At 73.0% G+C, this 25791-nt stretch carries 19 protein-coding genes; 9 read left to right on the forward strand and 10 right to left on the reverse strand.

Translation table 11 applies throughout. The annotated features are described in order from the left end of the window. Positions 1-26: 26 nt before the first annotated feature. On the reverse strand, positions 27-1031 hold the full coding sequence (locus ABD841_RS04615; RefSeq protein ID WP_344968167.1) for a terpene synthase family protein: 1005 nt from the start codon (positions 1029-1031) through the stop codon (positions 27-29). Between the two features lie 562 nt (positions 1032-1593). Beyond that, positions 1594-2493, reverse strand: a complete 900-nt coding sequence (locus tag ABD841_RS04620; RefSeq protein ID WP_344968169.1) for a terpene synthase family protein — start codon at positions 2491-2493, stop codon at positions 1594-1596. 194 nt (positions 2494-2687) lie between these two features. Between ABD841_RS04620 and glnA (ABD841_RS04625) the strand changes: the two genes are divergently transcribed. The 3 genes from glnA (ABD841_RS04625) (at position 2688) to ABD841_RS04635 (ending at position 6323) form a co-directional block, all read left to right on the forward strand. Further along, entirely contained in the window at positions 2688-4049 is a 1362-nt protein-coding gene (gene glnA, locus ABD841_RS04625; RefSeq protein ID WP_344968171.1) for a type I glutamate--ammonia ligase, read from the forward strand. A gap of 477 nt (positions 4050-4526) precedes the next feature. Beyond that, positions 4527-5252, forward strand: a complete 726-nt coding sequence (locus ABD841_RS04630) for a hotdog fold domain-containing protein (protein ID WP_344968173.1) — start codon at positions 4527-4529, stop codon at positions 5250-5252. 132 nt (positions 5253-5384) lie between these two features. Beyond that, positions 5385-6323, forward strand: a complete 939-nt coding sequence (locus ABD841_RS04635) for an acyl-CoA desaturase (RefSeq protein ID WP_344968175.1) — start codon at positions 5385-5387, stop codon at positions 6321-6323. A gap of 89 nt (positions 6324-6412) precedes the next feature. Here the strand turns inward: ABD841_RS04635 and ABD841_RS04640 are convergent, their stop codons facing one another. Further along, complete coding sequence (locus ABD841_RS04640) at positions 6413-7276, reverse strand: alpha/beta hydrolase (RefSeq protein WP_344968177.1); 864 nt, start codon at positions 7274-7276, stop codon at positions 6413-6415. Positions 7277-7525: 249 nt separating this feature from the next. Between ABD841_RS04640 and ABD841_RS04645 the strand changes: the two genes are divergently transcribed. The 5 genes from ABD841_RS04645 to ABD841_RS04665 all read left to right on the forward strand — a co-directional run bounded on the left by ABD841_RS04645 (position 7526) and on the right by ABD841_RS04665 (position 14082). Beyond that, positions 7526-8227 carry a type 1 glutamine amidotransferase gene (locus tag ABD841_RS04645; RefSeq protein ID WP_344968179.1) on the forward strand — a complete coding sequence of 234 codons (702 nt, stop codon included), beginning with the start codon at positions 7526-7528 and terminating at the stop codon, positions 8225-8227. A gap of 173 nt (positions 8228-8400) precedes the next feature. After that, positions 8401-8817 carry a hypothetical protein gene (locus ABD841_RS04650; RefSeq protein WP_344968181.1) on the forward strand — a complete coding sequence of 139 codons (417 nt, stop codon included), beginning with the start codon at positions 8401-8403 and terminating at the stop codon, positions 8815-8817. Between the two features lie 41 nt (positions 8818-8858). Beyond that, positions 8859-9353, forward strand: coding sequence for a hypothetical protein (locus ABD841_RS04655; RefSeq protein ID WP_344968183.1), 495 nt, complete (start codon positions 8859-8861; stop codon positions 9351-9353). A 289-nt stretch (positions 9354-9642) separates the two neighbouring features. Then, positions 9643-12624 carry a bifunctional [glutamine synthetase] adenylyltransferase/[glutamine synthetase]-adenylyl-L-tyrosine phosphorylase gene (locus tag ABD841_RS04660; protein WP_344968228.1) on the forward strand — a complete coding sequence of 994 codons (2982 nt, stop codon included), beginning with the start codon at positions 9643-9645 and terminating at the stop codon, positions 12622-12624. A 312-nt stretch (positions 12625-12936) separates the two neighbouring features. Continuing rightward, on the forward strand, positions 12937-14082 hold the full coding sequence (locus ABD841_RS04665) for a hypothetical protein (RefSeq protein WP_344968185.1): 1146 nt from the start codon (positions 12937-12939) through the stop codon (positions 14080-14082). 26 nt (positions 14083-14108) lie between these two features. Here ABD841_RS04665 and ABD841_RS04670 read toward each other — a convergent pair whose 3' ends face one another. The 7 genes from ABD841_RS04670 to ABD841_RS04700 form a co-directional block, all read right to left on the reverse strand. After that, complete coding sequence (locus tag ABD841_RS04670) at positions 14109-14945, reverse strand: LLM class flavin-dependent oxidoreductase (RefSeq protein ID WP_344968187.1); 837 nt, start codon at positions 14943-14945, stop codon at positions 14109-14111. A gap of 16 nt (positions 14946-14961) precedes the next feature. Next, a complete protein-coding gene (locus ABD841_RS04675; protein ID WP_344968189.1) occupies positions 14962-15489 on the reverse strand; it encodes a C40 family peptidase in 528 nt (175 codons plus the stop codon). A gap of 429 nt (positions 15490-15918) precedes the next feature. Next, positions 15919-17874, reverse strand: a complete 1956-nt coding sequence (locus tag ABD841_RS04680; protein ID WP_344968191.1) for a S9 family peptidase — start codon at positions 17872-17874, stop codon at positions 15919-15921. Positions 17875-17887: 13 nt separating this feature from the next. Next, positions 17888-19675 (reverse strand): N-acetylglutaminylglutamine amidotransferase, encoded by a 1788-nt coding sequence (locus ABD841_RS04685; RefSeq protein ID WP_344968193.1) that lies wholly within the window; start codon positions 19673-19675, stop codon positions 17888-17890. After that, positions 19663-22188: a glutamate--cysteine ligase gene (locus ABD841_RS04690; protein ID WP_344968195.1), complete on the reverse strand. Its 2526-nt coding sequence runs from the start codon at positions 22186-22188 to the stop codon at positions 19663-19665. Before ABD841_RS04690 ends, ABD841_RS04685 begins: the two co-directional genes overlap by 13 nt. 225 nt (positions 22189-22413) lie before the next feature. Next, a complete protein-coding gene (glnA, locus tag ABD841_RS04695) occupies positions 22414-23838 on the reverse strand; it encodes a type I glutamate--ammonia ligase (protein ID WP_344968197.1) in 1425 nt (474 codons plus the stop codon). A gap of 182 nt (positions 23839-24020) precedes the next feature. Continuing rightward, positions 24021-25070, reverse strand: coding sequence for a hypothetical protein (locus ABD841_RS04700; protein ID WP_344968199.1), 1050 nt, complete (start codon positions 25068-25070; stop codon positions 24021-24023). 148 nt (positions 25071-25218) lie between these two features. Here ABD841_RS04700 and ABD841_RS04705 point away from each other — a divergent pair, with 148 nt between their 5' ends. After that, positions 25219-25683 (forward strand): RDD family protein, encoded by a 465-nt coding sequence (locus tag ABD841_RS04705; protein WP_344968201.1) that lies wholly within the window; start codon positions 25219-25221, stop codon positions 25681-25683. Positions 25684-25791 lie beyond the last annotated feature (108 nt).

Genomic DNA, 25791 nt, shown 5'->3' on the forward strand with positions numbered 1-25791 from the left:
CCGGAGAACATGAGGGGATCAGGCGATCACGTCACGTCGTACCGGCCTGACTCCAGGAGCCATTCCAGCTGGGCCCGCGGGGCCACGAGGAACGCGCACGCCACCTCGGTGATCCGCTCGGCCCGGTCGGCCGGGAGCCCGAACCGGTCGAACAGCTCGGGCAGCCGCCGGGCCGCGGTCCGCAGGTCCTCGGCCCCGCGGGCGACGCGCTCGTTCACCCACGCCACGGCGCCGCTGTCGGAGAGGCCGAACGCCGTGGCGGCGACCGTCACGTAGTTGTGCACGTCGCCGTTGGCGCGCTCCTTGGGGTGGGAGGCGACGTCGTTGCACCACGCGGTGACGTCGTTGCAGGCGTCCACCAGCGTCCGCCAGGTGGCGCTCTCCCGCAGCCGTGCGGGCACCTCCACCCCGAGGCAGGGTTCCACCAGGTCGAACAGGTACGGCCCCGCGGTCCCCCGGCGCAGCCGGGGATACTCGCCCGGGGAGGGCACCCGCCCCGCGCACCGGTTCTCGGCCTCGGCCCGGCACGCCCGGCCCTGGGCCGCGAGTCCCGCCAGGAACCGCCGGCGCCATCTGGGGCTCATCCGTTCCGCGGTGGTCTCCCACAGGTCCGCGAAGGCGACCTCGACGGGGAGACGGGGCTCTGCGGAGGCGCCCGCGGCCGAGACGTCCACGGTCGAGGCGTCCACGGTCGAGACGTCCGCGGTCGAGGCGTCCACGGTCGAGACGTCCGCGGCCGAGACGTCCGCGCCGGGGCGGGACCCGGTGGGGGCGTCCGCGATGCGGGCGAGCCGCGCGAAGGCGGTCTCGACGGCCTCGGCCGCCCGCCCGGCCGGCTTCTCGTCCCACTCGTCGTCGAAGTGGAACAGCCAGGTGAGCCACTTGGCGAACAGCAGCGCCGCGTCCACGCCGGAGCCGGCGAAGGCGCGCCCGGCCATCCGCTCGAACCCGGCGCGGGAGTGCGTCTCCAGGCCGACCTCGCGAGCCCAGCGGGCGAGCTCGGCCCCGACCAGGTCGACCTCGGGGTGCATGGCGCACGGCACCGCCAGGGCCGGGACCAGGCGGGTGAGGGGCAGCAGCAGCGTCGCGGCGGGTGTGGGGCCCTCCTCCCGCCGGGGCGGTGCGAGGAGGGCCGGATTCCGTGGCCGGGTCTGGGCCGGAGGCCGCGACGCCGCCGGGAAGGGGAGCGGAGCCCGGGACCGCGATCGGGGTGACGTCGCGGGCTGCGGCCGGGCCGGAGCCTGGGATGGAGGCGAGATCCGGGCGTGCGGCCGGGACGGGGCCGGAAGCGCGGGCGGGATCGGGGGCGGGGTTTGGGGCTGGGGCGGAGATTGAGGCAAGGTCTGCGGCAGGGGTCGGGGTCGGGACGGGGGCTCGTCGAGGGCTGGTACGGGGGCCACTACAGCGGACCGAACAGCCGGCGGCCGGCCGTCTCCGGGCCGGGGGGCGCGGGAAGCGGGCGAGGCGTCTCGGCCGGCTCGCCCGCCCGTCCGGCGCCGTCGGCGTGTGCGTACCCGCGGGCGCGGCCCGGTCGGCGGTGGAGGAGCTCGGTGCCCATCGTTTACTCCTTGGTTACTCGGTGAGCTGTGATCGTCACTCTAGGTGACGATAGCGAGGCGATTCCAAGAGCCACTCCAGGTGCGCCCTGGAGATGGTCAAGAAAGCGCACACCACCCGCATCACCTCGCGCGAGGGGCCGAACCCGAGGCCGTGCCGCTCCACGAGCACCGGGATCACCCGGGCGGCCGTCCACAGCTCCTCCATCCGGTCCGCGACACGGTCGACCGCCTCCTCCGTGACCACGGCCGTGGAACGTTCCACAAATCCGGCCGCCGCGCTCGCACGGCCGTCCCGGGTGGCGAGGTCCAGACACCGGGCGGCCACGTCGCCGCTCGCCTCGACGACCGCCCGCCACCGCGGGCTCGCGCGCAACGGCTCGGGCACCTGCACCCCGGTGCAGGGTTCCACCAGGTCGAACAGGTAGCGCCCGAAGGCGTTCCTGGCCCGTCCGGGGCAGTCCCCGGGCGAGGGCACGCCACCGGCCGGCGCCTCGTGCGCGGTCAGTGCCTCATGCTGGGCGGCCAGCCCGGCCAGGAACCGCTCGCGCCAGGCGTCGTCCATGCCGGGCACGCAGGACTCCCACAGGCCGGCGAAGGAGCGCTCCAGCGGCGCCGGGCCCGGCTCGCCGCCGGCGGCCACCGTGAGGATCCCGGCGAGCGCCCCGGGCTCCTCACGGATCCGGGACATCCAGGTCAGCCAGCGGGCGAACATCTCCGCCGCGCCGGGTTCGCCACCGGCGAACGCCCGCGCGGCCAGCCGATGGACGGCGGAGTCGGCGGGGTCGGCGCCCAGCCCCGCCGCGCGCGACCACTCGATCGCCGCGGCACCGATCCGGTGCGCCGCCGGGTGCGCGGGACAGGGCACCGCCATCGCCGCGAGCCGCTCGGTGAGCCGGGCCAGCGGCCCCGGCGGCCGGTGAAGTTCGGTGAGCATCGTCTTCCCCCCGGGATGGAACTTCCAGCGGTCCCGGTCGCACACTGTAAGAGGAGAAAGGGCCGGTCACGGGGAGGCGCGACGGTCCTGATGCGGCATCTCACCGCTCTTCCCCGTAACGTGTGCGAAACACTGAGCGGGCAGACTGAGAGACCAGTAGGCGTGTCGCACCACGTCGGAATGAAGGAGAAGCCTTGGACCGCCAGCAGGAGTTCGTTCTCCGCACCCTTGAGGAGCGCGACATCCGGTTCATCCGGCTGTGGTTCACCGACGTGCTCGGGTTCCTGAAGTCGGTGGCCATCGCTCCGGCCGAGCTCGAGGGGGCCTTCGCCGAGGGCATCGGCTTCGACGGCTCGGCGATCGAGGGGTTCGCCCGGGTCTACGAGTCCGACATGCTCGCCAAGCCGGATCCGTCGACGTTCCAGATCCTGCCGTGGCGCAGCGAGACGCCCGGCGTCGCCCGCATGTTCTGCGACATCCTCATGCCGGACGGCTCCCCGTCCCACGCCGACCCGCGCTGGGTGCTCAAGCGCACCCTGGCCAAGGCCTCCGACATGGGCTTCAGCTTCTACACCCACCCGGAGGTCGAGTTCTTCCTGCTGAAGAACCGCCCCGAGCGCGGCGAGCGCCCCGAGCCGATCGACGACGGCGGCTACTTCGACCACACCCCGCACAGCTCGGGGCACGACTTCCGGCGTAACGCGATCATGATGCTCGAGTCGATGGGCATCTCGGTGGAGTTCAGTCACCACGAGGGCGCGCCCGGCCAGCAGGAGATCGACCTGCGCTACGCCGACGCCCTCACCACTGCCGACAACATCATGACCTTCCGCCTGGTCATGAAGGAGGTCGCGCTGGAGCAGGGCATCTGGGCCTCGTTCATGCCCAAGCCCTTCACCGAGCACCCCGGCTCCGGCATGCACACCCACATGTCGCTCTTCGAAGGCGACCGCAACGCCTTCTACGAGCCCGGCGCCGACTACCAGCTCTCCAAGATCGGCCGTTCCTTCATCGGCGGCCTGCTCACGCACGCCGCGGAGATCACCGCCGTCTGCAACCAGTGGGTCAACTCGTACAAGCGGCTCTGGGGCGGCGCCGAGGCGATCGCCGGAGCCGGCGGTGAGGCCCCGAGCTACGTCTCCTGGGGTCACAACAACCGCTCGGCCCTGGTCCGGGTGCCGATGTACAAGCCGCACAAGGGCGGTTCCACTCGTATCGAGTTCCGCTCGCTCGACTCCGCCTGCAACCCCTACCTGGCCTTCGCGGTGATCCTGGCGGCCGGTCTGCGGGGCATCGAGCAGGGCTACGAGATGCCTCCCGGTGCCGAGGACGACGTCTGGGCACTCACCTCGGCGGAACGGCGGGCGCTGGGCATCCAGCCGCTGCCGCAGTCGCTGGACGAGGCCATCACGGTCATGGAGCGCAGCGAGCTCGTCGCCGAGACCCTCGGCGAGCACGTCTTCGACTACTTCCTGCGCAACAAGCGCACCGAGTGGCGCGAGTACCGCCGGCAGGTCACCGAGTTCGAGCTGGGCCGCTACCTGCCCGTCCTGTAGCCGCCGGTACGGCGGGCATCCGGGGCGCCCGCCGTCCATCGTGGCGGCGGGCCGGGAGCCTTCCCGGCCCGCCGCCGCACGGCCTTCCCGGCCCGTCGCGCGGCTCGCCCGGCGCGCCGTTCCCGGTTCTCCGTACGTCCGTCGTTCCCGCGTCGGCTCTTCACGCCCGCCCTCTCGCGCGGCCGCCGGTGCCGTGCGTCCGCTCCCGCGGCGGTGAGGGAGGGGGCGGTTCCTCCCGGCCCGGACGCCCGGGGCCCTTCTCCGGACAGCACTGAATAGTGCGGAAAGTCATGACGGGCGGTGCGGGGGCGTGTACTCTGTCGCCTCCGCCGGAACGTCATATCCGCGTTACCGCCGGCTAACGGAAGTGTCATGGGCCCCGAGTTCGCTGTATGTACAAGCACTCCGGTAAAATCGGTTGTCCGTTTAGCGTGATTTACAAGGACTAATCGCCATGTAGGCGACAGGAGGTGTGGCATGACGACGGCTGCCGAGCTGCAGACCGTGCTGACCGTTCCCGCGCGTTTCCGCGGGCCCGAAGGGGTCGCGAACGGCGGATGGATCGCGGGCACGGTCGCCGAGGCGTTGCACGGCGCCCGGCACGACTCGGCCGTCGAGGTCACGCTGCACGCGCCGACCCCGCTCGACGCCGAGCTGTCCCTGCGCCACCTCGCGAACACCGCGACCCTCACCCGCGGTGACACCCTGCTCGTCGAGGCGATCACGGTCGCCGAGCAGCTCGACGCCCCGGCCTTCGTACCCTTCAACGAGGCGGCGCGCGCCGAGCGCGGCTTCCCCGGCCTCGTCGCGCACCCGTTCCCCGGCTGCTTCGCCTGCGGCCTGCGCGAGCCCGGCGACGGCCTGCGGATCTTCCCCGGCCCGGTGCCCGGCACCGACCTGGTCGCGGCCGGCTGGCGGGTGCCGTTCACCGTCACCGACACCGACGGCGTCGTCCCCGACGCGATCGTCTGGGCCGCGCTCGACTGCGCCACCGGCTGGGCGCACTTCGGCCCCGGCGAGTCCGCCCTGCTGGGCCGGCTGACCGCCCGGGTCCACCGCCGGGTCTACCCCGGCGGCACCTACTCCGTGGTCGCCCGCGCCACCGGGCGCGAGGGCCGCAAGCTCTTCGGCGAGAGCGCCGTCTACGAGGTGGACGGCACCCTGGTCGCCGCGGCCAAGGCCGTCTGGATCACCCCGGCCTGACCCGCGTCCGGGCGGGCCGCCGCTCCGCCGGGCCGTCGCGGCGGGGGTTGTCAGCGCGATGACAACCCCCGCCGGATAAATCGCTCTCCACGGTGGAGCTTTCCACGGGACGTGCGATTAGGTTCGGCGGGCATGGCCTCCCCTTCCGCCGCGCCGCGGGATCTCGCGGCCCAGCCCGTGCCGTGGTTCGAGCGCCTCCTGGTCGTCCTGTTCGTCGTCGTGCCGTTCCTCGCGGTCCTGGCCGCCGTCCCCTTCGCGTGGGGGTGGGGGCTCGGCTGGCGGGACGTGGCCGTCGCCGCGGCGATGTACCTCATCACCGGTTTCGGCGTCACCGTCGGCTACCACCGGCACTTCACCCACCGCTCCTTCCAGGCCGACACCTGGCTGCGCGTGGTGCTGGCGATCGCCGGGGGCATGTCGCTGCAGGGACCGGTGATCCGCTGGGTGGCCGACCACCGGCGGCACCACAAGTACGCCGACAGGGAGGGCGACCCGCACTCGCCCTGGCGGTTCGGGCCCGGGTTCGCGGGGCTCGCGCGGGGACTCTTCCACGCCCACGTCGGCTGGCTGTTCAGCCCGGAACGGACCTCGCGGCGGCGTTTCTGCCCCGACCTTCTCGCCGACCGGCCCATCAGGTTCCTCTCGCACAACCTGACCTACGTGCCGGTCGTCCTGCTCTCGATCGCTCTGCCCGCACTGGCCGGGGGCCTGTGGGGCGGGTCCTGGCAGGCCGCGCTCACCGCCGGGTTCTGGGGCGGGCCGGTCCGCATCTTCGTCCTGCACCACGTGACCTGGTCGATCAACTCCGTCTGCCACACGTTCGGGAAGGAGGAGTTCTCGGTCAGGGACCGCTCCCGCAACGTCCGGTGGCTCGCCGTGGTCTCCCTGGGGGAGGCGTGGCACAACCTGCACCACGCCGACCCCACCTGCGCCCGGCACGGGGTGCTCCCCGGGCAGGTCGACCCGAGCGCCCGGCTGATCTGGCTGTTCGAACGCGCGGGCTGGGTCAGGGACGTCCGCTGGCCGGACCCGGACCGGATCGCCGCCCGGCGCGTCGCCCGCTCCGCCTGAGGCGGTCCCGCCGCCTTCGTGAGAGCGACCTCGTCGCTCCCCGAAGGCGGCCCCTGAGCGGCCCCGCCCCGGCGCCCCCGCGTCCCGGTTCAGCGGGTGAGACGATCGGCGAGCAGCGCGGCGCAGCGGTCGTCGAAGAGGATCGTGTAGTGGTTGCAGTCGTCGACCACCTCGTCCTCCAGCGCGGGCAGCCGCGCGGTCCAGACGGCGGCGAGCTCGTCGGGCATCATGCCGACCGGCTGGTTCAGCAGCCCTCGCGGGGCGCGCAGCAGCGACAGCGGAGACGCGATCGCGTGCAGCGCGGCACCGATCGCCTCGCCCTGGGTGAGCATCCACCGGCCGTCCTGGCGGACCGCCTCCTCCCGCGCCCGCGAGCGCACCGCGTCCTCCGGCCCGGACGCGTCGTATCGGACGTACTCCTCCGCCGCCTCGTTCCAGGCGTCTGCGAAGGCGGGGTGCGCCCTGAAGAAGTCGACGTACGCGTCGGCGCCCGGGAAGGTCCGGCGCAGCCGCTCGATGGCCGGGCCGAGCGTGGCCTCCAGCACCGCGTCGGGGTCGGCGCCCGCGGGCGTCGGCATCGGCAGGCCGCCGTCGATCAGTACCACCCTGGCGTAGTCGCGGCCGGCCGCGGCGAGAGCGGTGACGTAGGCACCCATCGAGTGGCCGGCCAGTACGATGTCGGACTCCGCGCCCACCGACCGGGCGACCAGGTTCACGTCCTCGGCGTGCCGCGGCAGGCCGTACGGGCCGGGGAGCCCGGCGCTGTGGCCGCGGCCGCGCAGGTCCATCGCGACCAGCGACCAGCCGGCGGGCAGCCGGCGGGCGACACCGGACCAGGACATCAGCGAGGCGGTGATGCCGTGTACGGCCACGATGACGCGCGGGCCGGTGCCGAACCTGGCGACGCGCATCGTGCCGCCGGGGACCTCGACATCGCCGAAGACAGGGTTCAAAGGGGATCTCCTCGGGGGTCGGCGGGGGCGGGCGCGGCCGCGCCGATCCGTCCGGTGCCGATCCGTCCGGGTCCGTATGGCGGCGTCCCGCCGGACCAGTCTGCCACCCGCCCGGCCGGGGCCGGATCGGCGGGTCCCGGCGATCAGCGGGCCGCCCCGGCGTTTCGTGCGGCCGCCGCCTGCCCGGCGGGACCGGGGCGACGGACCCCGGCGCGGGAGCATGTCCTGTTTCCGCCCATAATTCATTGCATGAGAATTACCGTCATCGAGCACGAGGCAGGGGCCGGGCTGGGATTCTTCGCCGGATGGCTGGCGGACTCCGGCGCGACATGCGAGGTCATCCGGCCGTACCTGGGTGAGACCGTGCCCGGCCGCGCCGCGGACGGGCTGATCGTCCTCGGTGGCGAGGCGGCCGCCTGGGAGGACGAGCAGTACCCCTGGCTGCCCGCCACCCGCGACCTGATCCGCGCGTCCGTCGAGGAAGGCGTGCCGACGCTGGGGATCTGCCTGGGCGCCCAGCTCATGACGCTCGCCTGCGGGGGCGCCGTAGAGCGTGGCGGGCACGGCCTTGAGGTCGGGGCGACCGAGATCGTCCCGCTGCCCGCCGCGGAGACCGATCCGCTGTTCGCCGGGCTGGACCCCGCCCCGGCCGTGCAGTACCACCGCGACGCGATGACGGAGCTCCCTCCGGACGCGGTGCCGCTGGCCACCGGGGACCCGTACCCCAACCAGGCCTACCGGCTGGGGGAGCGGGCCTGGGCGGTGCAGTTCCATCCGGAGGCCACCCCGGACATCTTCGCCGACTGGACGGCCGGGTCGGCCGACCACCTGAGCGACCTTGGGCACTCCGTCGACGACCTCAACACCCGGGTGAAGGAGGCGGAGGAACGTCTCGTCGGCGCCTGGCGGCCGCTGGCGCGGGCGTTCGCCCGCGTGGTGAGCGGCGGGTGAGCCGGGCCGTGGGTGAGCCGGGCGGTGAGCGGACCTGGTGGTGGGCGAACCGGGCGGCCACCGGGGGGACGGGAGACGGGCGGCAAGTGATCGACCATTGAGATCCAAGGCGCTCCCGTTAGACCGATGGTGTGAGTGATGAGACCCGTCCCTCGCGGCGACGGGGGCGCCCGATGACCCGACGGGAACGCCGCCGCCTTCGCAAGCACCCGCCTCCCCCGCTCAACACCTCCCTGCAGGACGTGTGCTCGCACCAGGAGATGTGCCTGGCCCACTACATCCGGGAAAAGGGCGGCATGCCCCTCCACTTGTCGAACCTGTTCGCGGGGTGGGCGGGGTACGCGGCGCTGAGCGCGCAGTGCTTCCAGTGGCCCGGGCCCCTGATGCTCGTGGTGTTCCCCGGCGAGGCGCTCCTGGTGATCTTTTTCGGGCTCGTGGTCTACCGGAACGAGGGTCATCGGGGCTGGTGCCGGATCCTGCGATCGCTGGACCTCGCCAACGTATTCAGTCCTCGGAAACTCGCCTCCTCGTTCCTGCGCTGCCTGCGGACGCGAGGACAGGCTCCCGGCGGGACCGCCGGTGACAAGTGACCGGTCAGTGAGATCCAAGGCGGCGCTGTTAGAACGGTGGCATGAGTGACGAGATTCACCCGCTGAGCCGGAGAGAAGGCCCCGAACCGCCGCCGGAACCCGGCAAGGTGCCGCTCGACACCTCCCTGCCCGACGCGTGCCGGACCCGGGAGATGTGTTTCGCGCTTCAGGTGCAGTCGGTGGGCGGCATGGACTGGTTCATCGGTGGCCTGCTGATCCAGTGGGTGCTGGCTGCGGCGCTGGGGGGGATCGGCGCCCTCTTCGAGGGGCCGCTGCTCTTCGTCATCGTCATGGGGCTGGTGCTCTCGCTCGTCCTGTTCGGGTTCGTGGCCTATCGGATCGACGGGCACCGCGGTTGGTGCTGGATCCTGCGCTCGCTGTACTTCCTGGAGAGCGTCGAGAGATTCGCCCAGGTGCTGAGGAGGTTCTCCCGCTGGATCCTGCGGCCCTTCCGCCCGGTCCTGCGGTTCCTCGGCTGGATCCTGCGGCCCTTCGTCTGGCTCTTCAAGCTCCTGTCCAGGCTCAGTCAGCTCTAGCGGCGACTCCAGCGGTAAATCGTAATCGTCTGATTACGGTCCGGACCCGCTAACGACGCCGTGCGGTTTCCGGATTAGCCTGTGCGGCGACGCTCCGGATGCCTGGGGCGCGAGCCGGGGGCGGGAATCCGGTGCGGAGGCGCCACGTCGATCCCGCCCGGCCGCCGGGGACCCAGGTGCATAGGATCGCCGGAAACGTGCACCTTTGATCGCTCGGGGTAGGAATGTGGGGAGGGCACCCGTGCGTGTGATCGAAGACGAGGGAGGGTCGGTGGACACCGTGCCCCGGATGCAGACGACCGCCGGCCGGCTGGCCCGGCTCGGGTTCGCCGACGGGGCCAGGGCCGAGCGCCTGCTCGACGAGCTGGGGCCCGAGGCCGTGGGGGATATCGCGCTGCTCGACGCGCTGGTCGGCACGGCCGATCCGGACCTGGCACTGACCTCGCTGAACCGGCTGGCCGAGCGGGATCCCAGCGTCCTCGGAGCGCTCCGCTCCGACCCCGGCCTCCGCGCCCGGCTGCTCGGCGTCTTCGGGGTCAGCGCCGCGCTCGGCGACCACGTCGTCAGGCATCCGGAGCACTGGCCCCTGCTCGGCGGGGCGTCGGCCGTGGAACGCCCGACGGAGGCGGAACTCCGCGCGCAGCTGCTGCTCGCGGTCGGCGCCGAGCCCGACGACGCGGAGCCGGTGGCCGCGGACGGCTCCACCGCCACCCTGTCCGCGCTGCGCGTGGCCTACCGGGGCCGCCTGCTCCACCTGGCCGCACGGGACGTCACCGGCGCCGCCTCGCTGTCCGAGGTCACCGCCGAGCTGTCCGACCTGGCCGCGGCCGCGCTGGAGGCGGGACTCGCCATCGCCCGCTCCCAGCACCCTGAGGCGGGCGCGGTGCGGCTGGCCGTCATCGGCATGGGCAAGTGCGGGGCGCGCGAGCTCAACTACATCAGCGACGTCGACGTCGTCTTCGTGGCCGAGCCGCGCGAGGGCCCGGACGGGACCGTCGACGAGCACCGGGCGGTCCAGCTCGCCACCCGCCTGGCCCAGGGCATGATGCGCGCCTGCTCCGCGAGCACCCCCGAGGGGTCGCTGTGGCAGGTCGACGCGGCGTTGCGCCCGGAGGGCAAGGCGGGGCCGCTGGTCCGCACCCTCGCCAGCCACCAGGCGTACTACCGGCGCTGGGCCAAGACCTGGGAGTTCCAGGCGCTGCTGAAGGCCCGGCCGGTCGCCGGCGACGCCGAGCTCGGCGGGCAGTACGTCGACACGATGAACGAGATGGTCTGGCAGGCCGCCACCCGCGAGAAGTTCGTCGAGGACGTTCAGGCCATGCGCCGCCGGGTTGAGGCCCACATCAGGGCCGGGGAGGCGGAGCGCCAGCTCAAGCTCGGTCCCGGCGGGCTGCGCGACATCGAGTTCGCCGTCCAACTGCTCCAGCTCGTCCACGGACGCCTCGACCCGCTGCTGCGCCGGCGTGCCACGCTCCCCGCGCTGGCCGCGCTCTCCCGGGGCGGCTACGTGGGCAGGGACGACGCCAAGGCGCTCGCCGAGGCCTACACGTTCCTGCGCCAGGTCGAGCACCTCATCCAGCTGCACCGGCTCCGCCGCACGCACGTGGTGCCCGAGGACACCGCCGACCTGCGCCGTCTCGGCCGGAGCCTCGGCATGACCTCCGACCCGGTGGGGGAGTTCACCACCCGGTGGCGGCGGCACGCCATGGAGGCGCGACGCCTGCACGAGAAGCTGTTCTACCGGCCGCTGCTGCAGGCCGTGGCCCGGCTGCCCGAGTCGGAGGACCGGCTGTCCACCGCCGCGGCCAAGGCCCGCCTGGAGGCGCTCGGGTACGCGGACCCGGGTGGGGCGCTGCGCCACATCAGCGCGCTGACCAGCGGCGTGTCGCGCCGCGCGGCGATCCAGCGGACCCTGCTGCCGGTCATGCTCGGCTGGTTCGCCGACGCGCCCGATCCCGACACCGGACTGCTCGGTTTCCGCCAGGTCTCCGACAAGCTCGGCGCCACCCCCTGGTATCTGCGGCTGCTGCGCGACGAGACCGCCGTGGCCTCCCGGCTCGCCCGGATGCTCGGCACCAGCCGTTACGTGACCGGGCTGCTGATGAACGCGCCCGAGGCGGTCTCGATGTTCGGCTCCGACACCGAGCTCGTCCCCCGGCCCGCCGAGGCGCTGCTGACGGAGGCGCGGACCATCGTCGGCCGCCACCCCGGCGAGGCGGAGAGCGCGGTGACCGCGGTGCGCGGCCTGCGCCGCCGGGAGCTGCTGCGCACCGCCGTCGCCGACCTCTCCGGGATCATCGGCATCGAGGAGGTCGGCCAGGCGCTGTCCGGGCTCAACGACGTGACGATCCAGGCCGCGCTCGACGCCGCGGTCGGCAAGGTCGAGATGGAGCGTCGCGGCCCGCTGGGCACCAGGTTCGCGGTGATCGCCATGGGTCGCCTGGGCGGGATCGAGTCCTCCTACGGCAGCGACGCCGACGTGATGTTCGTGCACTCGCCGCTGGACGGCGTACCGGAGCGCGAGGCCACCGAGGCGGCCTTCGCGGTGGCCAACGAGCTGCGCCGCCTGCTGGCCCTGCCCGCCCCCGACCCGCCGCTGCTCATCGACCCGGACCTGCGCCCGGAGGGCCGCCAGGGGCCGTTGGTGCGCACCTTGGCCTCCTACGCCGCCTACTACGAGCGGTGGTCGTCGCCGTGGGAGTCCCAGGCGTTGCTGCGCGCCCGGTTCTCCGCGGGGGACGCCGAACTCGGCGTCGGCCTGCTCCACCTCGCCGACCCGCTCCGCTACCCGGCCGAGGGCATCTCCGACGCCGCCGTGCTGCAGATCCGCAAGCTCAAGGCGCGGATGGAGGCCGAGCGCCTGCCCCGTGGCGCCGACCCCGCCCTGCACACCAAGCTCGGCCCCGGCGGGCTGTCCGACGTCGAGTGGGTGGCCCAGCTGCTCCAGCTCCGGCACGCCGGGCGCCTGCCGTCGCTGCGGACCACGCGGACCCTGGAGGCGCTGAGCGCGGCCGTGGGGGAGGGCCTGCTCGCCGAGGCGGACGAGGCCGTGCTCGCCGACGCCTGGCGGTTCGCCTCCCGCATCCGCGACGCCATCATGCTGGTCCGGGGCCGGGCCGCCGACTCCATTCCGGTGGACCCCCGCGAGCGCATGCTCATCTCCCGTGCCCTCGGTTACCCGCCCGACGGCACGGAGGACTTCGTGGACGACTACCGCCGCGCCACGCGCCGCGCCCGCCGGGTCGTGGAGCGCGTGTTCTACGACGGCTGACCCGCGCCGCGGGTCCGCCGGACGGGCCCGCCCGTGCGACCGATCGCCGGGTGGGTCCGTCAGGGGCCGTGACGCGAGCCCGCCCCGGGGAGGTCCCGCGGAGCACCGGGTGGCGTCCGGAGGCATCGGGCGGTGTCCGGAAGGGGGCGCCCGATGCCCGGAGGCGCCGGGCGGCACCGAAGGAATCGAGGGAACCAGGGGAATCAGGGGAACCAAAGGAACCGGGCGTTCGGCGGCACCGGGGCATCGGGATCGGCCTGTTTTCCGGGATCGCGTTGCGCCGTCCGGGGCGGGCGTGTATCAACGGTCCGGGTGATCCTTTTGATATCCGTTTACCTTGACCTCGCCATCGGCCTGATCCTCGCCTTCCTCCTCCTGTCGCTCCTGGTGAGCGGGGTCAACGAGGGTTTCGTCCGGCTGCTCGGGATCCGCAGCAAGTTCCTGTGGGCCTATCTCCGGGACACGATGGACGGCGGCTCCGAAGACGGCGGGTCGTGGATACCGTCGAAGGTGGCCGACGTCTTCGCCAAGCTTCCCTTCTCCCGGCGGGATCCGCGCCCGGCGCACAGTCCCGACCCGGCGCCCGCCGTGGTCGAGCCGATGCCCGTCGACCCCGCCGAGGCCGAGGCCGCCCAGGAGGCCGTCGCGGTGCTCGCCAGGGCGGGCGCCGCCGGGGCACCCGTCACCGCGCCCGCGCCGCCGGTCGACATGACCGCCCGGCTGTACGAACGGATCCAGGAGATCGACCACCCCAAGGGAGCCCGCACCAGCATCGCGTACATCCCGCCCGAGCGGTTCTCCGGCGCGGTGATGGAGCTGGTCGCCGCCGAGGACGGCGGCGTCGAGGGCCTGCTCGCCAAGCTGGAGGCCATCCGCAGCCCGCTGGCCGGGCACCTCAGGGGCGTCTGGGAGGGCGCCCAGCGGGACATGCAGAAGTTCCGCCAAGGGGTGGAGAACTGGTTCGACGGCGAGATGCAGCGCCTGTCCTCGCTGTACGCCCGCTACGTCAAGTGGGTGGTGTTCGCGCTGGGCGTGGTGCTGACGCTGCTGTTCAGCATGGACTCGCTGGAGTACGCCAAGACCCTGCTGCGCGACAACGCCTACCGCGCCGGGGTGACCGCCCTCGCCGGCGGCGGCCAGGACGGCTACGCCGCGCTGCGGGACAGGTGCGCCGGCGGTGAGAACGGTCCCGCCGAGCCGTACGCGTGCGTGACCGAGGCCCTCAGCTCCCCGGCGCTGGTGAAGATCTTCGACCACGCCGTCGTGAGCATCGAGATCCCGCCCGACGGCTCCGGCGACCCGTCCTTCCGCTGGAACGGCGCCGCCTGGTGGGACCGGCTGACCACCCCGGGGCACTGGCCCGGCTACCTGATCACCGTGGTCGCGTTGCTGTTCGGGGCGTCGTTCTGGTGGGACGTGCTGCGCCGGCTGACCGGCGTCCGGGGCCACCGCCCGTAGCCGCGGACGCCGGTCGGCCGGTGCGGTCAGCGGAGCTCGGCCAGGAGCAGGTCGACCTGGGGCAGCGGATCGGGCCCGAACGGGCGGACCGCCACCGTGTCGGCCCCCGCCTCCCACAGCGACCTGACCACGTCGGCCGCGGCCTCGGGGGTGCCCACCGCCTGGGTGATCTGCTCGGGGGAGATGCCGAGGAACTCGGCCGTGCCCGCCGCGAGGGCGGCGCCGACGGAGGGGTCCTCGCCCAGGTAGAGGTTGGTGAAGACCACCAGTTCGTGACCGTCCTCGCCGATGACCTTCCGGGCGTCCCGGATCCGGTCGGGGCCGACGCCCTCGGGCAGGATCGTGCCCTGCGCCACCCGCCCCGACAGCTCCAGCGAGCGGGGCCGTACCACCCCGGCCAGGACCGGCGGCGGGTCGGCGGGCGGGTGCACCAGGCTGATGCCGTCCAGGTGCACGGCCCGGCCCCGGAGCGTGACCGTCTCACCGCGCAGCAGCCCGCGTACCGCCGAGATCGTCTCCTCCAGGAGCGCCAGCGGGGAGGGCGGGAGGGCGCCGGCCCGGCGCATCCAGTCTTGGACCCCGTGCCCGATGCCGGCCGCGAGCCGGTGCGGGTGCACGCGGGCCAGGTTGCCGAACTCCATGGCCAGCAGGGCGGGGTTGCGCAGCGGCGCCGGGGCGATGCCGATGCCGACGCGGAGCCGCTCGGTGACGGCGAGCGCTGTGGCCGCCGACGAGATGCCCCCGGTCCAGCCGAGGTCCTCCACCACCCAGACGTCCTCCACCTCGGTCGCGTCCAGATGGCGGCAGAAGGGGATGAGCGACTCGGGGGGAAGGTCGCGGTCGAACATGACGCCCAGGCGCATTTCTCTCCTACAGGTGTTACAGATAACGGAAGTATCCGGCGAGGTCCTCGATGACCGTTACGGGATCCGTCCGGATCTCGGTCCCGGTCCTCAGGGCATTGATCATTCTGCCCCGGCCGACGTAGACGCCGACATGGTGAGTGCTGACCTCGTCCTTCCCGACCCTGCCGTAGAACACGAGGTCCCCCGGCCGGGCCGCCGCGGCGGGGATCATCGTGAGCCTTCTGACGTGGTCGTCGGTGTTGCCCGGCCCCAGCACGTCCCGCCCGTAGGCGAGATGGTAGACCCAGCGGGCGAACCCCGAGCAGTCGAGGCCCCGGGTGCGGGTGGCCGGGCAGGGCTGGATCGCGCCCCGGTAGCCCTGGCAGGTGCCGAAGGACGGGCCGGGGGCCTCGTCGTGGCCGCCGCCCCACGAGTACGGGATCTCCCCGCCGGACCAGCCCGGCTGGTGCTGCCCGGCCTGGATCGCGTACGCGATGGCGGTGATCCGGTTGAGGGCGGCGGGCCGGGTCGGGACCGAGGCGCCGGCGGCGACGAGGATCACCAGGAGTGTGATCGCCGCCGCGGGAACACGGGGGCCCCGGAGAATCCTCCCGGGCGCCCCGGACGTCTCTCGCCGACCGTTGAAAACGCTCCGGTGCTCGCCGGACGCGCTCCGGTGACCGCCGGGAACGTCCTGACGCCGCCTCTCCCTCGAGGAGATCCCGGCCACGCCCACCCCCGATCCAATGCCGTAAGTCAGCGCCATTCTGCCCAAACCATCACTGGCGCGCGCTCTCGCTCGTCCGGACGTTCACGGTGCGACCGCACGGGGGCGGCCTCCCCCCTTCTCTCCGGGACCGGTCTGGTGAGCACCATTGATAGGGGAGAGCGGTTGTAACGCACTTTTGTATGGCTTGACGCGCAGCTCAACCTCTGTGTCCGACAGGTCCGGGCCCGGCGGAGCCGATCCCGTACGCTCCGGCCGGCGGCGTCACCCAGGGGCGGGGGCGACCAGGTGCCGGTCGAGCCACCCGACGACGTTCCTGACGAAGGCCACCCGGTTGGCGGTCCGCCGGATCTCGTGCCCCTCGTCCTCGAACAGCAGGTAGTCGCAGGAGACCCCGCGGGCCCGGGCCGCCCGGACCACCTGCTCGGCCTCGTGGACCGGGACGTTGGTGTCCCGGGCGCCGTGCACGACCAGCAGCGGCGCGGCCAGCCGGTCGAAGGAGTGCAGGGGGGACAGGGCCCGCAGCAGGTCGCGGTCGACGGCGGGGTGGCCGTACTCGCTGACGGCCGCCGCGGCGATCCACGGCTCGGTCCGCTCGTAGAAGGTCGCGAAGTCGGCGATCCCGCAGACGTCGACCCCGGCCCGGAAGAGGCCGGGGTGGGTGACGAGGGCGGCCAGCGTCAGGTAGCCGCCGTACGACCGTCCCATGCAGGCGATCCGGGCCGGGTCGGCGGCGCCGCGCCGCACCAGTTCGGCGGCGCAGTCGGCGACGTCGTCGATCGCGCGGAAGCGGAGGGCGTGGTTGTCGGCGTCGCGGAAGGCCCGCCCGAACCCGGTCGAGCCGCGGACGTTCGGCGCGAGCACCCCGATCCCGGCGGCCAGCAGGCTCCGGAACAGCGGGTTGAACGTGGGCCGTTCCTGGCTCTCCGGGCCGCCGTGCAGGTAGACGACGAAGGGCGCCGGAGCCCGGACACCCGGCACCGGGTGGAGCCAGGCGGTCAGCTCCGTGCCGTCACGCGCGGGAAAGCGCACCAGTTCCGTCCCGGTCTCCGCGGTGATCCGCCCGGTCCCGGCGACCCGCCGGTAACGGCCGGTCGCCAGGTCGCACAGCAGGACGTGGGAGGGATGACCGGGCCCCTCGGCCGCCAGCACGGCCAGGCCGCCGTCCGGGGACAGCCTGATCGAGGACACCACCTCGGCGGGGGGAGGCGGGAGCGCGCGTGCCACGCCGGTGCCCGTCTCGACCACCTCCAGCCCGGACCGGCCGTCCTCGTTCCAGACCAGGACGGCGCGGCGGCCGTCGGCGCTCAGCGCGAACCGGTCCAGTTCGGCGTCCGGGCGCTCGGCCAGCACGGTCGCCCGGCCGTCATCGCCCACCGCGACGAGCGCGGCCCGGTCGCGGCCGGCGTCGGACAGCAGATAGGTGGTCGTCCCGTCGGGGGAGAGGACGCCGTGGTCGGTGGAGCCGGGCAGCCCCGCCAGCAGCGGGCGCTCCCCGCCGCCCGGAGTGTCTCCCGCGTGCTCCCCCGGCGGGCCGGAGGCACCGGGGGCGGAGCCCCGCCGCGGGCCGGCCGGCGCGTCCGGGGGAAGGCTCGCGGGAGGAGCCGCGGCCAGGCCCGGGAGAAGGTCCACGGGGCGGCCGGTGGGAGGGCCCGCAGGGAGGTCCGCCAGATACATGCGCCGGACGCCGCGCGGGCCGCGCCGCAGCAGTATCCGCCCGTGGTCGCCGCTCACCGACGCCGGGTACGTCAGCGATCCGGCCGCGACCACCTCCCGGCCGCCGGAGCCCGCGTCGACCAGCACCGCCTCGGTCCGGCCCGACGCGGAGACCTCGGCGACGAGGAGGACGTCGCCCCGCCCGGTCCAGCGCACGAACGACGCCGACCCGCCCTCGGGCGCGGCCAGCGGGCGCAGGTCGCCGCCGTCCGGCCGGACCGTCCAGACCTGCGTGTGCTCTCCGCCGCCCGGCACGACGAGGACGGCCAGCCGTCCGCCGCCGGGAGACCAGCTCACGTCCGCGACGGGTTCCGGGCCGGTGTCGACCGGCCGCGCTTCCGCGTCCTCGCCGAGAGGCCGGATCCAGACGCGCGGTGAGCCGTCCCTGTCGCTGACGAAGGCGACGGCGCTCGCGCCGGGCGCCAGGGCGGGCGCCCAGCAGCTCCAGGCGGTGAGACCCGTCTCCACCGGCGGGCGGGACCGGGCGCCGATGATCTCCGTCATCAGATTCCTCGCGTCAGATTCCTTGGGTTTGCAACCACAGCTCCAGGAGTCCAACCTGCCACAGCGCGTTGGCGCCCAGAGTCGTCCGGTGCTCGTCGGGCGCCGCGAGCAGCCTGTCCACGTACGTCCGGTCGAACAGGCCGCGGGACCGCGCGGCCCGGCCGGTCAGCGCGTCGCGGACGAGCTCCAGGAAGGGCCCGTGGATGTGCCGGATGGCGGGCACCGGGAAGTACCCCTTGGGCCGGTCGACGACCTCGGCGGGCAGCAGCTTGCGGGAGGCGTCCTTCAGGACCCCCTTGCCGCCGTGGGCGAGTTTGAGCTCGGGAGGGCAGGCCGCCGCCAGCTCGACCAGCTCGTGGTCGAGGAACGGAGTCCGGGCCTCCAGCCCGTAGGCCATCGTCATGTTGTCCACGCGCTTGACGGGGTCGTCGACGAGCATGACGGAGGTGTCCAGGCGGAGCACCGCGTCGAGGGCGGTGTCGGCGCCGGGCGCCGCCAGGTGGCGCCGGACGAACGCGCCGCTGACGTCCTCGTCCACCAGGTGGTCGGGCGTCAGGATCCCGGCCAGGGCGTCGTGCGGGCGGTCGAAGAACTCCCTGGCGTACGTGGCGGCGGCCTCCTCGCGCGGCACGCCGGCCAGCGGCGGGTACCAGCTGTAGCCGGCGAACACCTCGTCGGCGCCCTGGCCGGACTGCACGACCTTGACGTGCCGGGAGACCTCCTGCGACAGCAGGTGGAAGGCGACGCAGTCATGGCTCACCATCGGCTCGCTCATCGCCCCCACCGCGCGCTCCAGGGCGGGCAGCAGGCGCCCGTCGTCGATGAGGATGCGGTGGTGGTCGGTGCCGAAACGTTCGGCGACGAGGTCGGAGTAGGCGAACTCGTCCCCGGACTCTCCACCCGCCGCGGGGAACCCGATGCTGAAGGTCGACAGCCCCGCCTGGCCCTCCTCGGCCAGCAGCGCGACGATCATGCTGGAGTCCAGGCCGCCGGAGAGCAGTACGCCCACGGGGACGTCCGCGACCATGCGTCTGCGTACGGCCACGCGCAGCCGGTCCAGCACGGCCTCGCGCCACTCGCCGGGGGTCAGCCCGGCATACTCTGGCAGGGCCGAGCGGGTGTGGGGCGGCTCCCAGTAGCGGCGGTCGGTGACCGTGCCGTCGGCCTCGACGGTGCGCACGGTGGCCGGAGGGAGTTTCCGCACGCCGGTGAGGATCGTGCGCTCGGCCGGCACCACCGAGTGGAAGGTCATGTAGTGGTGCAGGGCCACCCGGTCGATGCCGGTGTCCACCTCCCCGCCCGCCAGCAGTGCCGGCAGCGTCGAGGCGAACCGCAGCCGACCGGCGGTCCGGGCCACGTACATCGGCTTGATGCCCAGCCGGTCCCGGCCGAGCGTCAGCCGGCCGGTGTCCCGCTCGACGACGGCGAAGGCGAACATGCCCGTGAACCGGCCGACGCAGTCCGGCCCCCAGCGGTGGAAGGCCTTCACCAGCACCTCGGTGTCGGAGGTGGAGAAGAAGCGGTACCCCTCGCCGCGCAGCTCCTCGCGCAGCTCCCGGTAGTTGTACAGGCAGCCGTTGAACACCGCCGCCAGGCCGAGGGCGCTGTCCACCATCGGCTGGGCGGCCTTCTCCGACAGGTCGATGATCTTCAGGCGCCGGTGGCCGAGGGCCACCGGTCCCAGCGACCACAGGCCCGACCCGTCGGGGCCGCGGTCGCGCATCGCGTCGGTCATCCGGCCCACGGCGCCGATGTCGGCCGCCCGTCCGTCGAACCGGATCTCACCGCTCAGTCCGCACATGGCTCATCCCCCGGAATCCACGTGTCCTTGGCGCCCCCGCCCTGGGAGGAGTTGACGATCATGCTGCCGGCCGGCGCGACGCGGGTCAGCGCGGCCGGAGGCACGGTCGCCGTCTCCCCGAAGCAGACGAAGGCCCGCAGGTCGACGACGCGCGGGCGCAGGCGCTCCCCGTCGAAGGCCGGATGGGTCGAGAGCCGGACCGTCTCCTGGGCGACCCACCGGTCGGGCGAGGCGAGAATCCTGTCGCGGACCTCGCGGAGCTCCTCACGGGAGGCGTCGGGGCCGACGACCACGTCCTGCCCGCCGAACCCGTCCACCGGCTTGACCACCAGCTCCGCCAGCCGGTCCAGCACCTGCTCGCGGTCGTCGGGGTCCCGGCACAGGTAGGTGGTGACGTTGTCGATCAGCGGCCGCTCGCCCAGGTAGTACTCGATGAGCCGGGGCACGTACCGGTACAGGCACTTGTCGTCGGCCACGCCGTTGCCCGGCGCGTTGGCCAGGACGAGCGCGGAGCGCCCGACGGCGTCCAGGACGGCCCGTCCGGCAGGCGCCGCGAGCAGGTCGTCCTCGTCGATCCGGCGGTAGAGCACGTCGATCCGGCGGCCGGCGGCCTCGACGTGCCCGTTCCTGACGGTCAGGTCGGCCGGACCGGCCAGGACCGCCCCCATCTCCTCGGCGAGCAGCCGGTGCTCGTAGTAGGCGGAGTCACCCGGCCCCGCGGAGACCACGGCGATGGTCCGGTCACCCGCGCCCGCGGCCAGCAGCGCCTCCCGCAGCGTCCGCAGGGCCTCCCGCGGCTCGGCGAACCCCGCACCGGGGACGAGCTCGGGCAGGACCTCGGCCGCCAGGCGCCGGTTGGCCACGGCGTACCCGATGCCCGAGGGCACCCGCAGGTTGTCCTCCAGCACCGCCCACCGGCCGACGTCGTCCCGGACCAGGTCGAGCCCGGCCACGACGCAGCGCACCGTGCCGGACGGCACCCGCCGCCCGGCCTCCCGGTAGCCGGGGGACTCCTCGACCACCCAGGTGGGGATCACGCCGTCGCCGACGACCTGGCGCTCGCCGTACACATCGTGCAGGAACGCCTCCAGCGCGCGTACCCGCTGCGGCAGCGCCTGCCGGATCCCGGCCCACTCGTCGGCCGGGACCAGTCGCGGGACCAGATCGAACGGGAAGATCCGGCCCTCCTTCTCGTCCTCCACCTGGAAGGTCATGCCGTTCTCACGCTGGTGGCGGTCGCGGCGGCGCTCCCGCTCGCGCAGGCCGTCGGCGCCCAGGCGGTCGAGGACCCGCAGGACCGGCCGGTAGGGCTCGCGCACCGTGCCCTCGATGATCACCTCGTCGCCCGGGACGTCGTAGCCGTCGAGCAGGCCGGTGCGCATCCGCGGGGCCGGCCTGCCGAAGGCGGTCTCCCCGTCCGCGGACCGTGTCTCGGCGAGGACGAGGTCGACCACGTCGGCCAACCGCCCGCCCCGGGCGAACGCCTGCCGCTGGCGGGCCGAGGAACTGCCCCGCGCCAGCGCCTCCCGGGTCAGGGACGTGACGAGTTCCCAGTCGGAGAACTCCTCCAGTTGCGGGCGCAGGCCGTCCACCATCCGCCCGATCACCTCGGCGGCCGGCCGCGGGACGCCCCCGACCGGATCGACGAGATCGCCCTCCAGCCCGGAGCGCGCCGCCCGCCACGTTGCCGCGCGGACCATCTCCAGCCGGACCGAGCGGCCCGGCCCGTTGCGGACCGCCTCCAGCTCCCGGGCCACCAGCGCCCGGAACAGCCCGGCTATCAGCACGACGTCGCTCACGCGGGGGCAGGCGTCGCATATCCGCAGCTCGACGGTGGGGACGTGCGCCGAGGGCCGGATGTCGAAGTAGATCATGCCGGGATCCGTGATCACACCCGAGCGCACCAGCTCGTCGACCACCCGGTCGTACTCGGCGGCCGACTCGAAGGCGGCCACGGGCCCGGCGGTGGGCCAGCGCTGCCAGATGAGCGGGCGGTAGCTGGCGTACCCGCTGTCGGCCCCCAGCCAGTACGGAGAGCTGGAGCTCAGCGCGAGCAGCGGGGGCAGCCACGGGGCCAGGCGGTGGGCGACGGCGACGGCGAGGTCCCGGTCCTCGACCTCGGCGTGCACCTGGGCCCCGCAGATCAGCTGCTCGCGGGTGAGCAGCTGGTAGTCGGCGAGCATCTGCTCGTAGCGGGCGTCCGGGGAGATCTTCAGCGCCTCCAGGTCCACCAGCGGCACGCTTCCGGCCGCCGCGATCCCCAGGCCCAGCCCGTCGGCCGCCTGGATCACCGTGCGGCGCAGCGCGGTCAGGTCGTGCCCGAGGTCCTCCAGCCGCACGAACGGCCTGCTGTTGGCCTCCACCACCGAACGCTGCAGCTCGTGGGTGAACCGGTCCGCCGGTAACTGCTCCAGCAGGACGCCGGCCCGTGGGACGAGATGCCGGGTCTCGAGATCGACGACATGGAACTCCTCCTCGACGCCGACCGCGATCGGCCCCGCGAGACCCGCCATATATCACCACTCCAGAAGTTCGACACCTTCAAGCGGATTTTTCGCTCTTTTCCCTAAAAAAAGGCTTTCGCACTTCAGGGGGTGTGTGAACTCGTACGGAGCGGCGGCGGGGCGCACGCGAAAGGCCACCGGCCGCGTCCTGGACGGACGGCGGGCCGATGGCCTCCGGGAGACTCCGGCGCCCCGGACGCGCCCGCAGTCGGGGCCACGTCCGGGGCTGCGGCGTCACACGTCGTAGTACAGCTCGAACTCGTGCGGGTGCGGGCGCAGGCGGATCGGGTCGATCTCGTTCTCGCGCTTGTAGGAGATCCAGGTCTCGATCAGGTCCGGCGTGAAGACGCCGCCCTCCAGCAGGTACTCGTGGTCGGCCTCAAGCGCGTTGAGCACCTCGGCGAGCGTGCCCGGGACCTGCGGGATGTTGCGGGCCTCCTCCGGGGGAAGCTCGTAGAGGTCCTTGTCGACCGGCTCGACCGGCTCGATCTTGTTGCGGATGCCGTCGATGCCGGCCATGAGCTGGGCGGCGAAGGCGAAGTACGGGTTGCACGACGGGTCCGGCACGCGGAACTCGATGCGCTTGGCCTTCGGGTTGGAACCCGTGATCGGGATGCGGATGCACGCCGAGCGGTTGCGCTGGGAGTAGACCAGGTTGACCGGGGCCTCGTAGCCGGGCACCAGGCGGTGGTAGGAGTTGACCGTCGGGTTGGTGAAGGCCAGCAGCGACGGGGCGTGCTTGAGCAGGCCGCCGATGTAGTAGCGGGCGGTGTCGGACAGGCCCGCGTAGCCGACCTCGTCGTAGAAGAGCGGCTCGCCGTCCTTCCAGAGGGACTGGTGGCAGTGCATGCCGGAACCGTTGTCACCGAAGATCGGCTTGGGCATGAAGGTGACCGTGTGGCCGTGCTCCAGGGCCGTGCTCTTGACGATGTACTTGTACAGCATCAGGGTGTCGGCGGCCTTGAGCAGCGTGTTGAAGCGGAAGTCGATCTCCGCCTGCCCGGCCGTGCCCACCTCGTGGTGCTGCATCTCGACGTCGATGCCCGCGCCGATGAGCTTGCGGACCATCTCCGAGCGCAGGTCGGTGAAGTGGTCCATCGGCGGGACCGGGAAGTAGCCGCCCTTGAAGCGCGGCTTGTAACCGAGGTTGCCGCCCTCCTGGGCCTTGCCGGTGTTCCAGGCGCCCTCGATGGAGTCGATGTGGTAGTAGCTGGAGTGCGCGCTGGTCTCGAAACGGACGTCGTCGAAGATGTAGAACTCGGCCTCGGGGCCGAAGTAGACCGTGTCGGCGATGCCGGTGCCCTTGAGATACTCCTCCGCCTTGCGGGCGACGTTGCGCGGGTCGCGGCTGTAGGCCTCACCCGTCAGCGGGTCGTGCACGAAGAAGTTGAGGTTGAGCGTCTTGTGCTGGCGGAAGGGGTCGAGCACGGCCGTCGACGGGTCGGGCAGCAGGAGCATGTCCGACTCGTGGATGGCCTGGAAGCCACGGATCGACGACCCGTCGAACATGAGACCGTCGGTGAAGACGCCGGCTCCGAAGTTCTCCGCGGGGAAGGTGAAGTGGTGCGTCGTCCCCGGCAGGTCGGTGAACCTGACGTCAACGAACTGCACCCCTTCGTCCTTTATGAACTTCAGGACGTCGTCGGCGGAGTTGAACACGCGAACCTCCCATGGGGCACGGGCTATCAGACTGAAGCTACGTCTGAGCCGTTTCCGCCCCGTGTCTCGTTTGTTTCACCCGTGTTAAGGGAGAGCCGCCTTCACGCTAGTCGCCGAGCTGGCTCGGGCAAGGTGAAATGGACCTTCTTTGCCCGAGTTTCACGTGCCAGGTCGTCCAGGTCTCACGTATCGGACTTCAGGCGCGAGCACTCTCCCCGCTCCTCGTTCTCCTTGCGGGAGTACGGGTCCACCGCGGGGCCGGTCGCCTTCGGGTCGTTCTCGCTGATCTTCGAATCCGGGTAGAAGGGGTGCACGAAGCCGTCCTTGGTGCCGCACCGCGCCGGGGCGACGCCTCCGTCGTTCCAGCGGGTGATCCAGAAGCGCAGCCGGCCGCGGTCCCGCCAGGCGTCCACCGCGCCGACGCTGTGCGCGACGAGCCTCGTCCGGGTCTCCGGCCTTCCGGGCCGCTGGATCGCGTACACGAACAGGTAGTTGACCTTCACCCGGACGCCCCGCACGCCGTCCTCGCGAAAGGTGGACAGCCGGGTCTCGCCGTCCACCTTGAAAGTCGTGCTGATGAGCTCCGCGCTCCCGGGCTTCAGGCTGGTGACCCGGTTTCGGCTACCGCCCTCGCGTGCGCCCCGGCGGTCGAGGTTCTTGACGGACCACGTGCGCTGCTCGGGATCCAGGAGACCGATCAGCTTCATGGGCCTGCCGCCCATCAGCACCTTCCGATCCAGGTGCGCGACCGCCAGAAGATCCTTCGCCTGCCGCAGGGCGGCCGCCACCTCCTTGCGGCTCAGCCCGCCCATCGCCCTGGCCGGCGGCGTCACCAGCCCCTTCACGCCGTCGGCGTACTGCGCGGCGGGCGAGCCGTCGAAGGGAGAGGCTTTCACCGGTTCCGTCTCCGCTTCCCCTTCTTCCCTGTTCCCTTCCCCGTCCGCGGGAGCGGTCGCCTCGAAGACCGGGGCGGTGCCGGGGTCCGCGAGGCGTTCCGAGACGACGGCGCGGATCCGGTCGGCGACGTCGGGCCGGTAGGCGACGAGCACCCCGGCGCCCGCCATCAGGGCGACCGCGGCGACCGCCGGGACCCACCGCCTCCGGCGGCGCCCGCCGTGGGGCGAGCGCGGCTGCCACCGCGCGGCGGCCCTGCTCATCCGGCGACGTTCGCGCTCGTCGATCTGGGCGGTGAGCGCTTGGAAGCGCGCGTCGATGTCATCCATGTCAGGCATCGGGGGACTCCGAGGGGGCGTTGTCGCAGGGAGACGCGACGCGGAAGGAAGACTCGGCATACATGATCCACTGTCCGGGGCGGAACCGGGTAACGGCCCGGTTCGGGCGGATGCGAGAGCGAGCCCCCGGGCGGCTACCGTTGAGGTCATGAGCAGCAAGCAGCAGCCCCGTTGGACCCAGACATGGCTCGGCGGCGTCAGGTCGGCCGGGATCGACCTGGGCTACCCGGGCGAGCGGCTCGGGCTGCCCGAGGAGGGCAGCGGCTCGGTGGCCCGGTTCGGCCGCAGGATCGGCGCCATCCTGATCGACTGGCTGATCTGCACCTGGGCGATCGCCCGGGGGCTGCTGGGGATCGACCCGACCAGGGCGCCCTGGGCCCCGGTTCTGATCCTCGCGGTCGAGTATCTCCTGCTGGTGGGCACCATGGGCATGACCTTCGGGATGCGCCTGATGGGCATCCGGGTCGCCGCGCTCGACGGAGGCGCCCCCCGGTTCGTCCCCGTGCTGGTGCGCACGTTCCTGCTCTGCCTGGCCGTGCCCGCCCTCATCTGGGACCGCGACCAGCGGGGCCTGCACGACCGCGCCGCGAACACGGTGGTCGTGCGCCTCTGAGCGGAGCCGCGACCCGGGCGGGCCGCGCCGGGCGGGTCTCCGCACGAGGCCGGCCGCCGCACGCGCGGGCTCCCGTACGGACGGGCCGCGCCGGGCGGTCCGGTGTAC

Source organism: Streptosporangium fragile (genome assembly GCF_039534445.1).
In the GTDB taxonomy this organism is placed as follows: domain Bacteria; phylum Actinomycetota; class Actinomycetes; order Streptosporangiales; family Streptosporangiaceae; genus Streptosporangium; species Streptosporangium fragile.

Excerpts from the sequence above, each read along its gene's own strand:
- ABD841_RS04615 (WP_344968167.1), bottom strand. The coding sequence starts at position 1,031 with ATGCACCCCGAGGTCGACCTGGTCGGGGCCGAGCTCGCCCGCTGGGCT.
- ABD841_RS04620 (WP_344968169.1), bottom strand. The coding sequence starts at position 2,493 with ATGCTCACCGAACTTCACCGGCCGCCGGGGCCGCTGGCCCGGCTCACC.
- ABD841_RS04630 (WP_344968173.1), top strand. The coding sequence starts at position 4,527 with ATGACGACGGCTGCCGAGCTGCAGACCGTGCTGACCGTTCCCGCGCGT.
- ABD841_RS04635 (WP_344968175.1), top strand. The coding sequence starts at position 5,385 with ATGGCCTCCCCTTCCGCCGCGCCGCGGGATCTCGCGGCCCAGCCCGTG.
- ABD841_RS04645 (WP_344968179.1), top strand. The coding sequence starts at position 7,526 with ATGAGAATTACCGTCATCGAGCACGAGGCAGGGGCCGGGCTGGGATTC.
- ABD841_RS04650 (WP_344968181.1), top strand. The coding sequence starts at position 8,401 with ATGACCCGACGGGAACGCCGCCGCCTTCGCAAGCACCCGCCTCCCCCG.
- ABD841_RS04655 (WP_344968183.1), top strand. The coding sequence starts at position 8,859 with ATGAGTGACGAGATTCACCCGCTGAGCCGGAGAGAAGGCCCCGAACCG.
- ABD841_RS04660 (WP_344968228.1), top strand. The coding sequence starts at position 9,643 with ATGCAGACGACCGCCGGCCGGCTGGCCCGGCTCGGGTTCGCCGACGGG.
- ABD841_RS04670 (WP_344968187.1), bottom strand. The coding sequence starts at position 14,945 with ATGCGCCTGGGCGTCATGTTCGACCGCGACCTTCCCCCCGAGTCGCTC.
- ABD841_RS04680 (WP_344968191.1), bottom strand. The coding sequence starts at position 17,874 with ATGACGGAGATCATCGGCGCCCGGTCCCGCCCGCCGGTGGAGACGGGT.
- ABD841_RS04685 (WP_344968193.1), bottom strand. The coding sequence starts at position 19,675 with ATGTGCGGACTGAGCGGTGAGATCCGGTTCGACGGACGGGCGGCCGAC.
- ABD841_RS04690 (WP_344968195.1), bottom strand. The coding sequence starts at position 22,188 with ATGGCGGGTCTCGCGGGGCCGATCGCGGTCGGCGTCGAGGAGGAGTTC.
- ABD841_RS04700 (WP_344968199.1), bottom strand. The coding sequence starts at position 25,070 with ATGCCTGACATGGATGACATCGACGCGCGCTTCCAAGCGCTCACCGCC.
- ABD841_RS04705 (WP_344968201.1), top strand. The coding sequence starts at position 25,219 with ATGAGCAGCAAGCAGCAGCCCCGTTGGACCCAGACATGGCTCGGCGGC.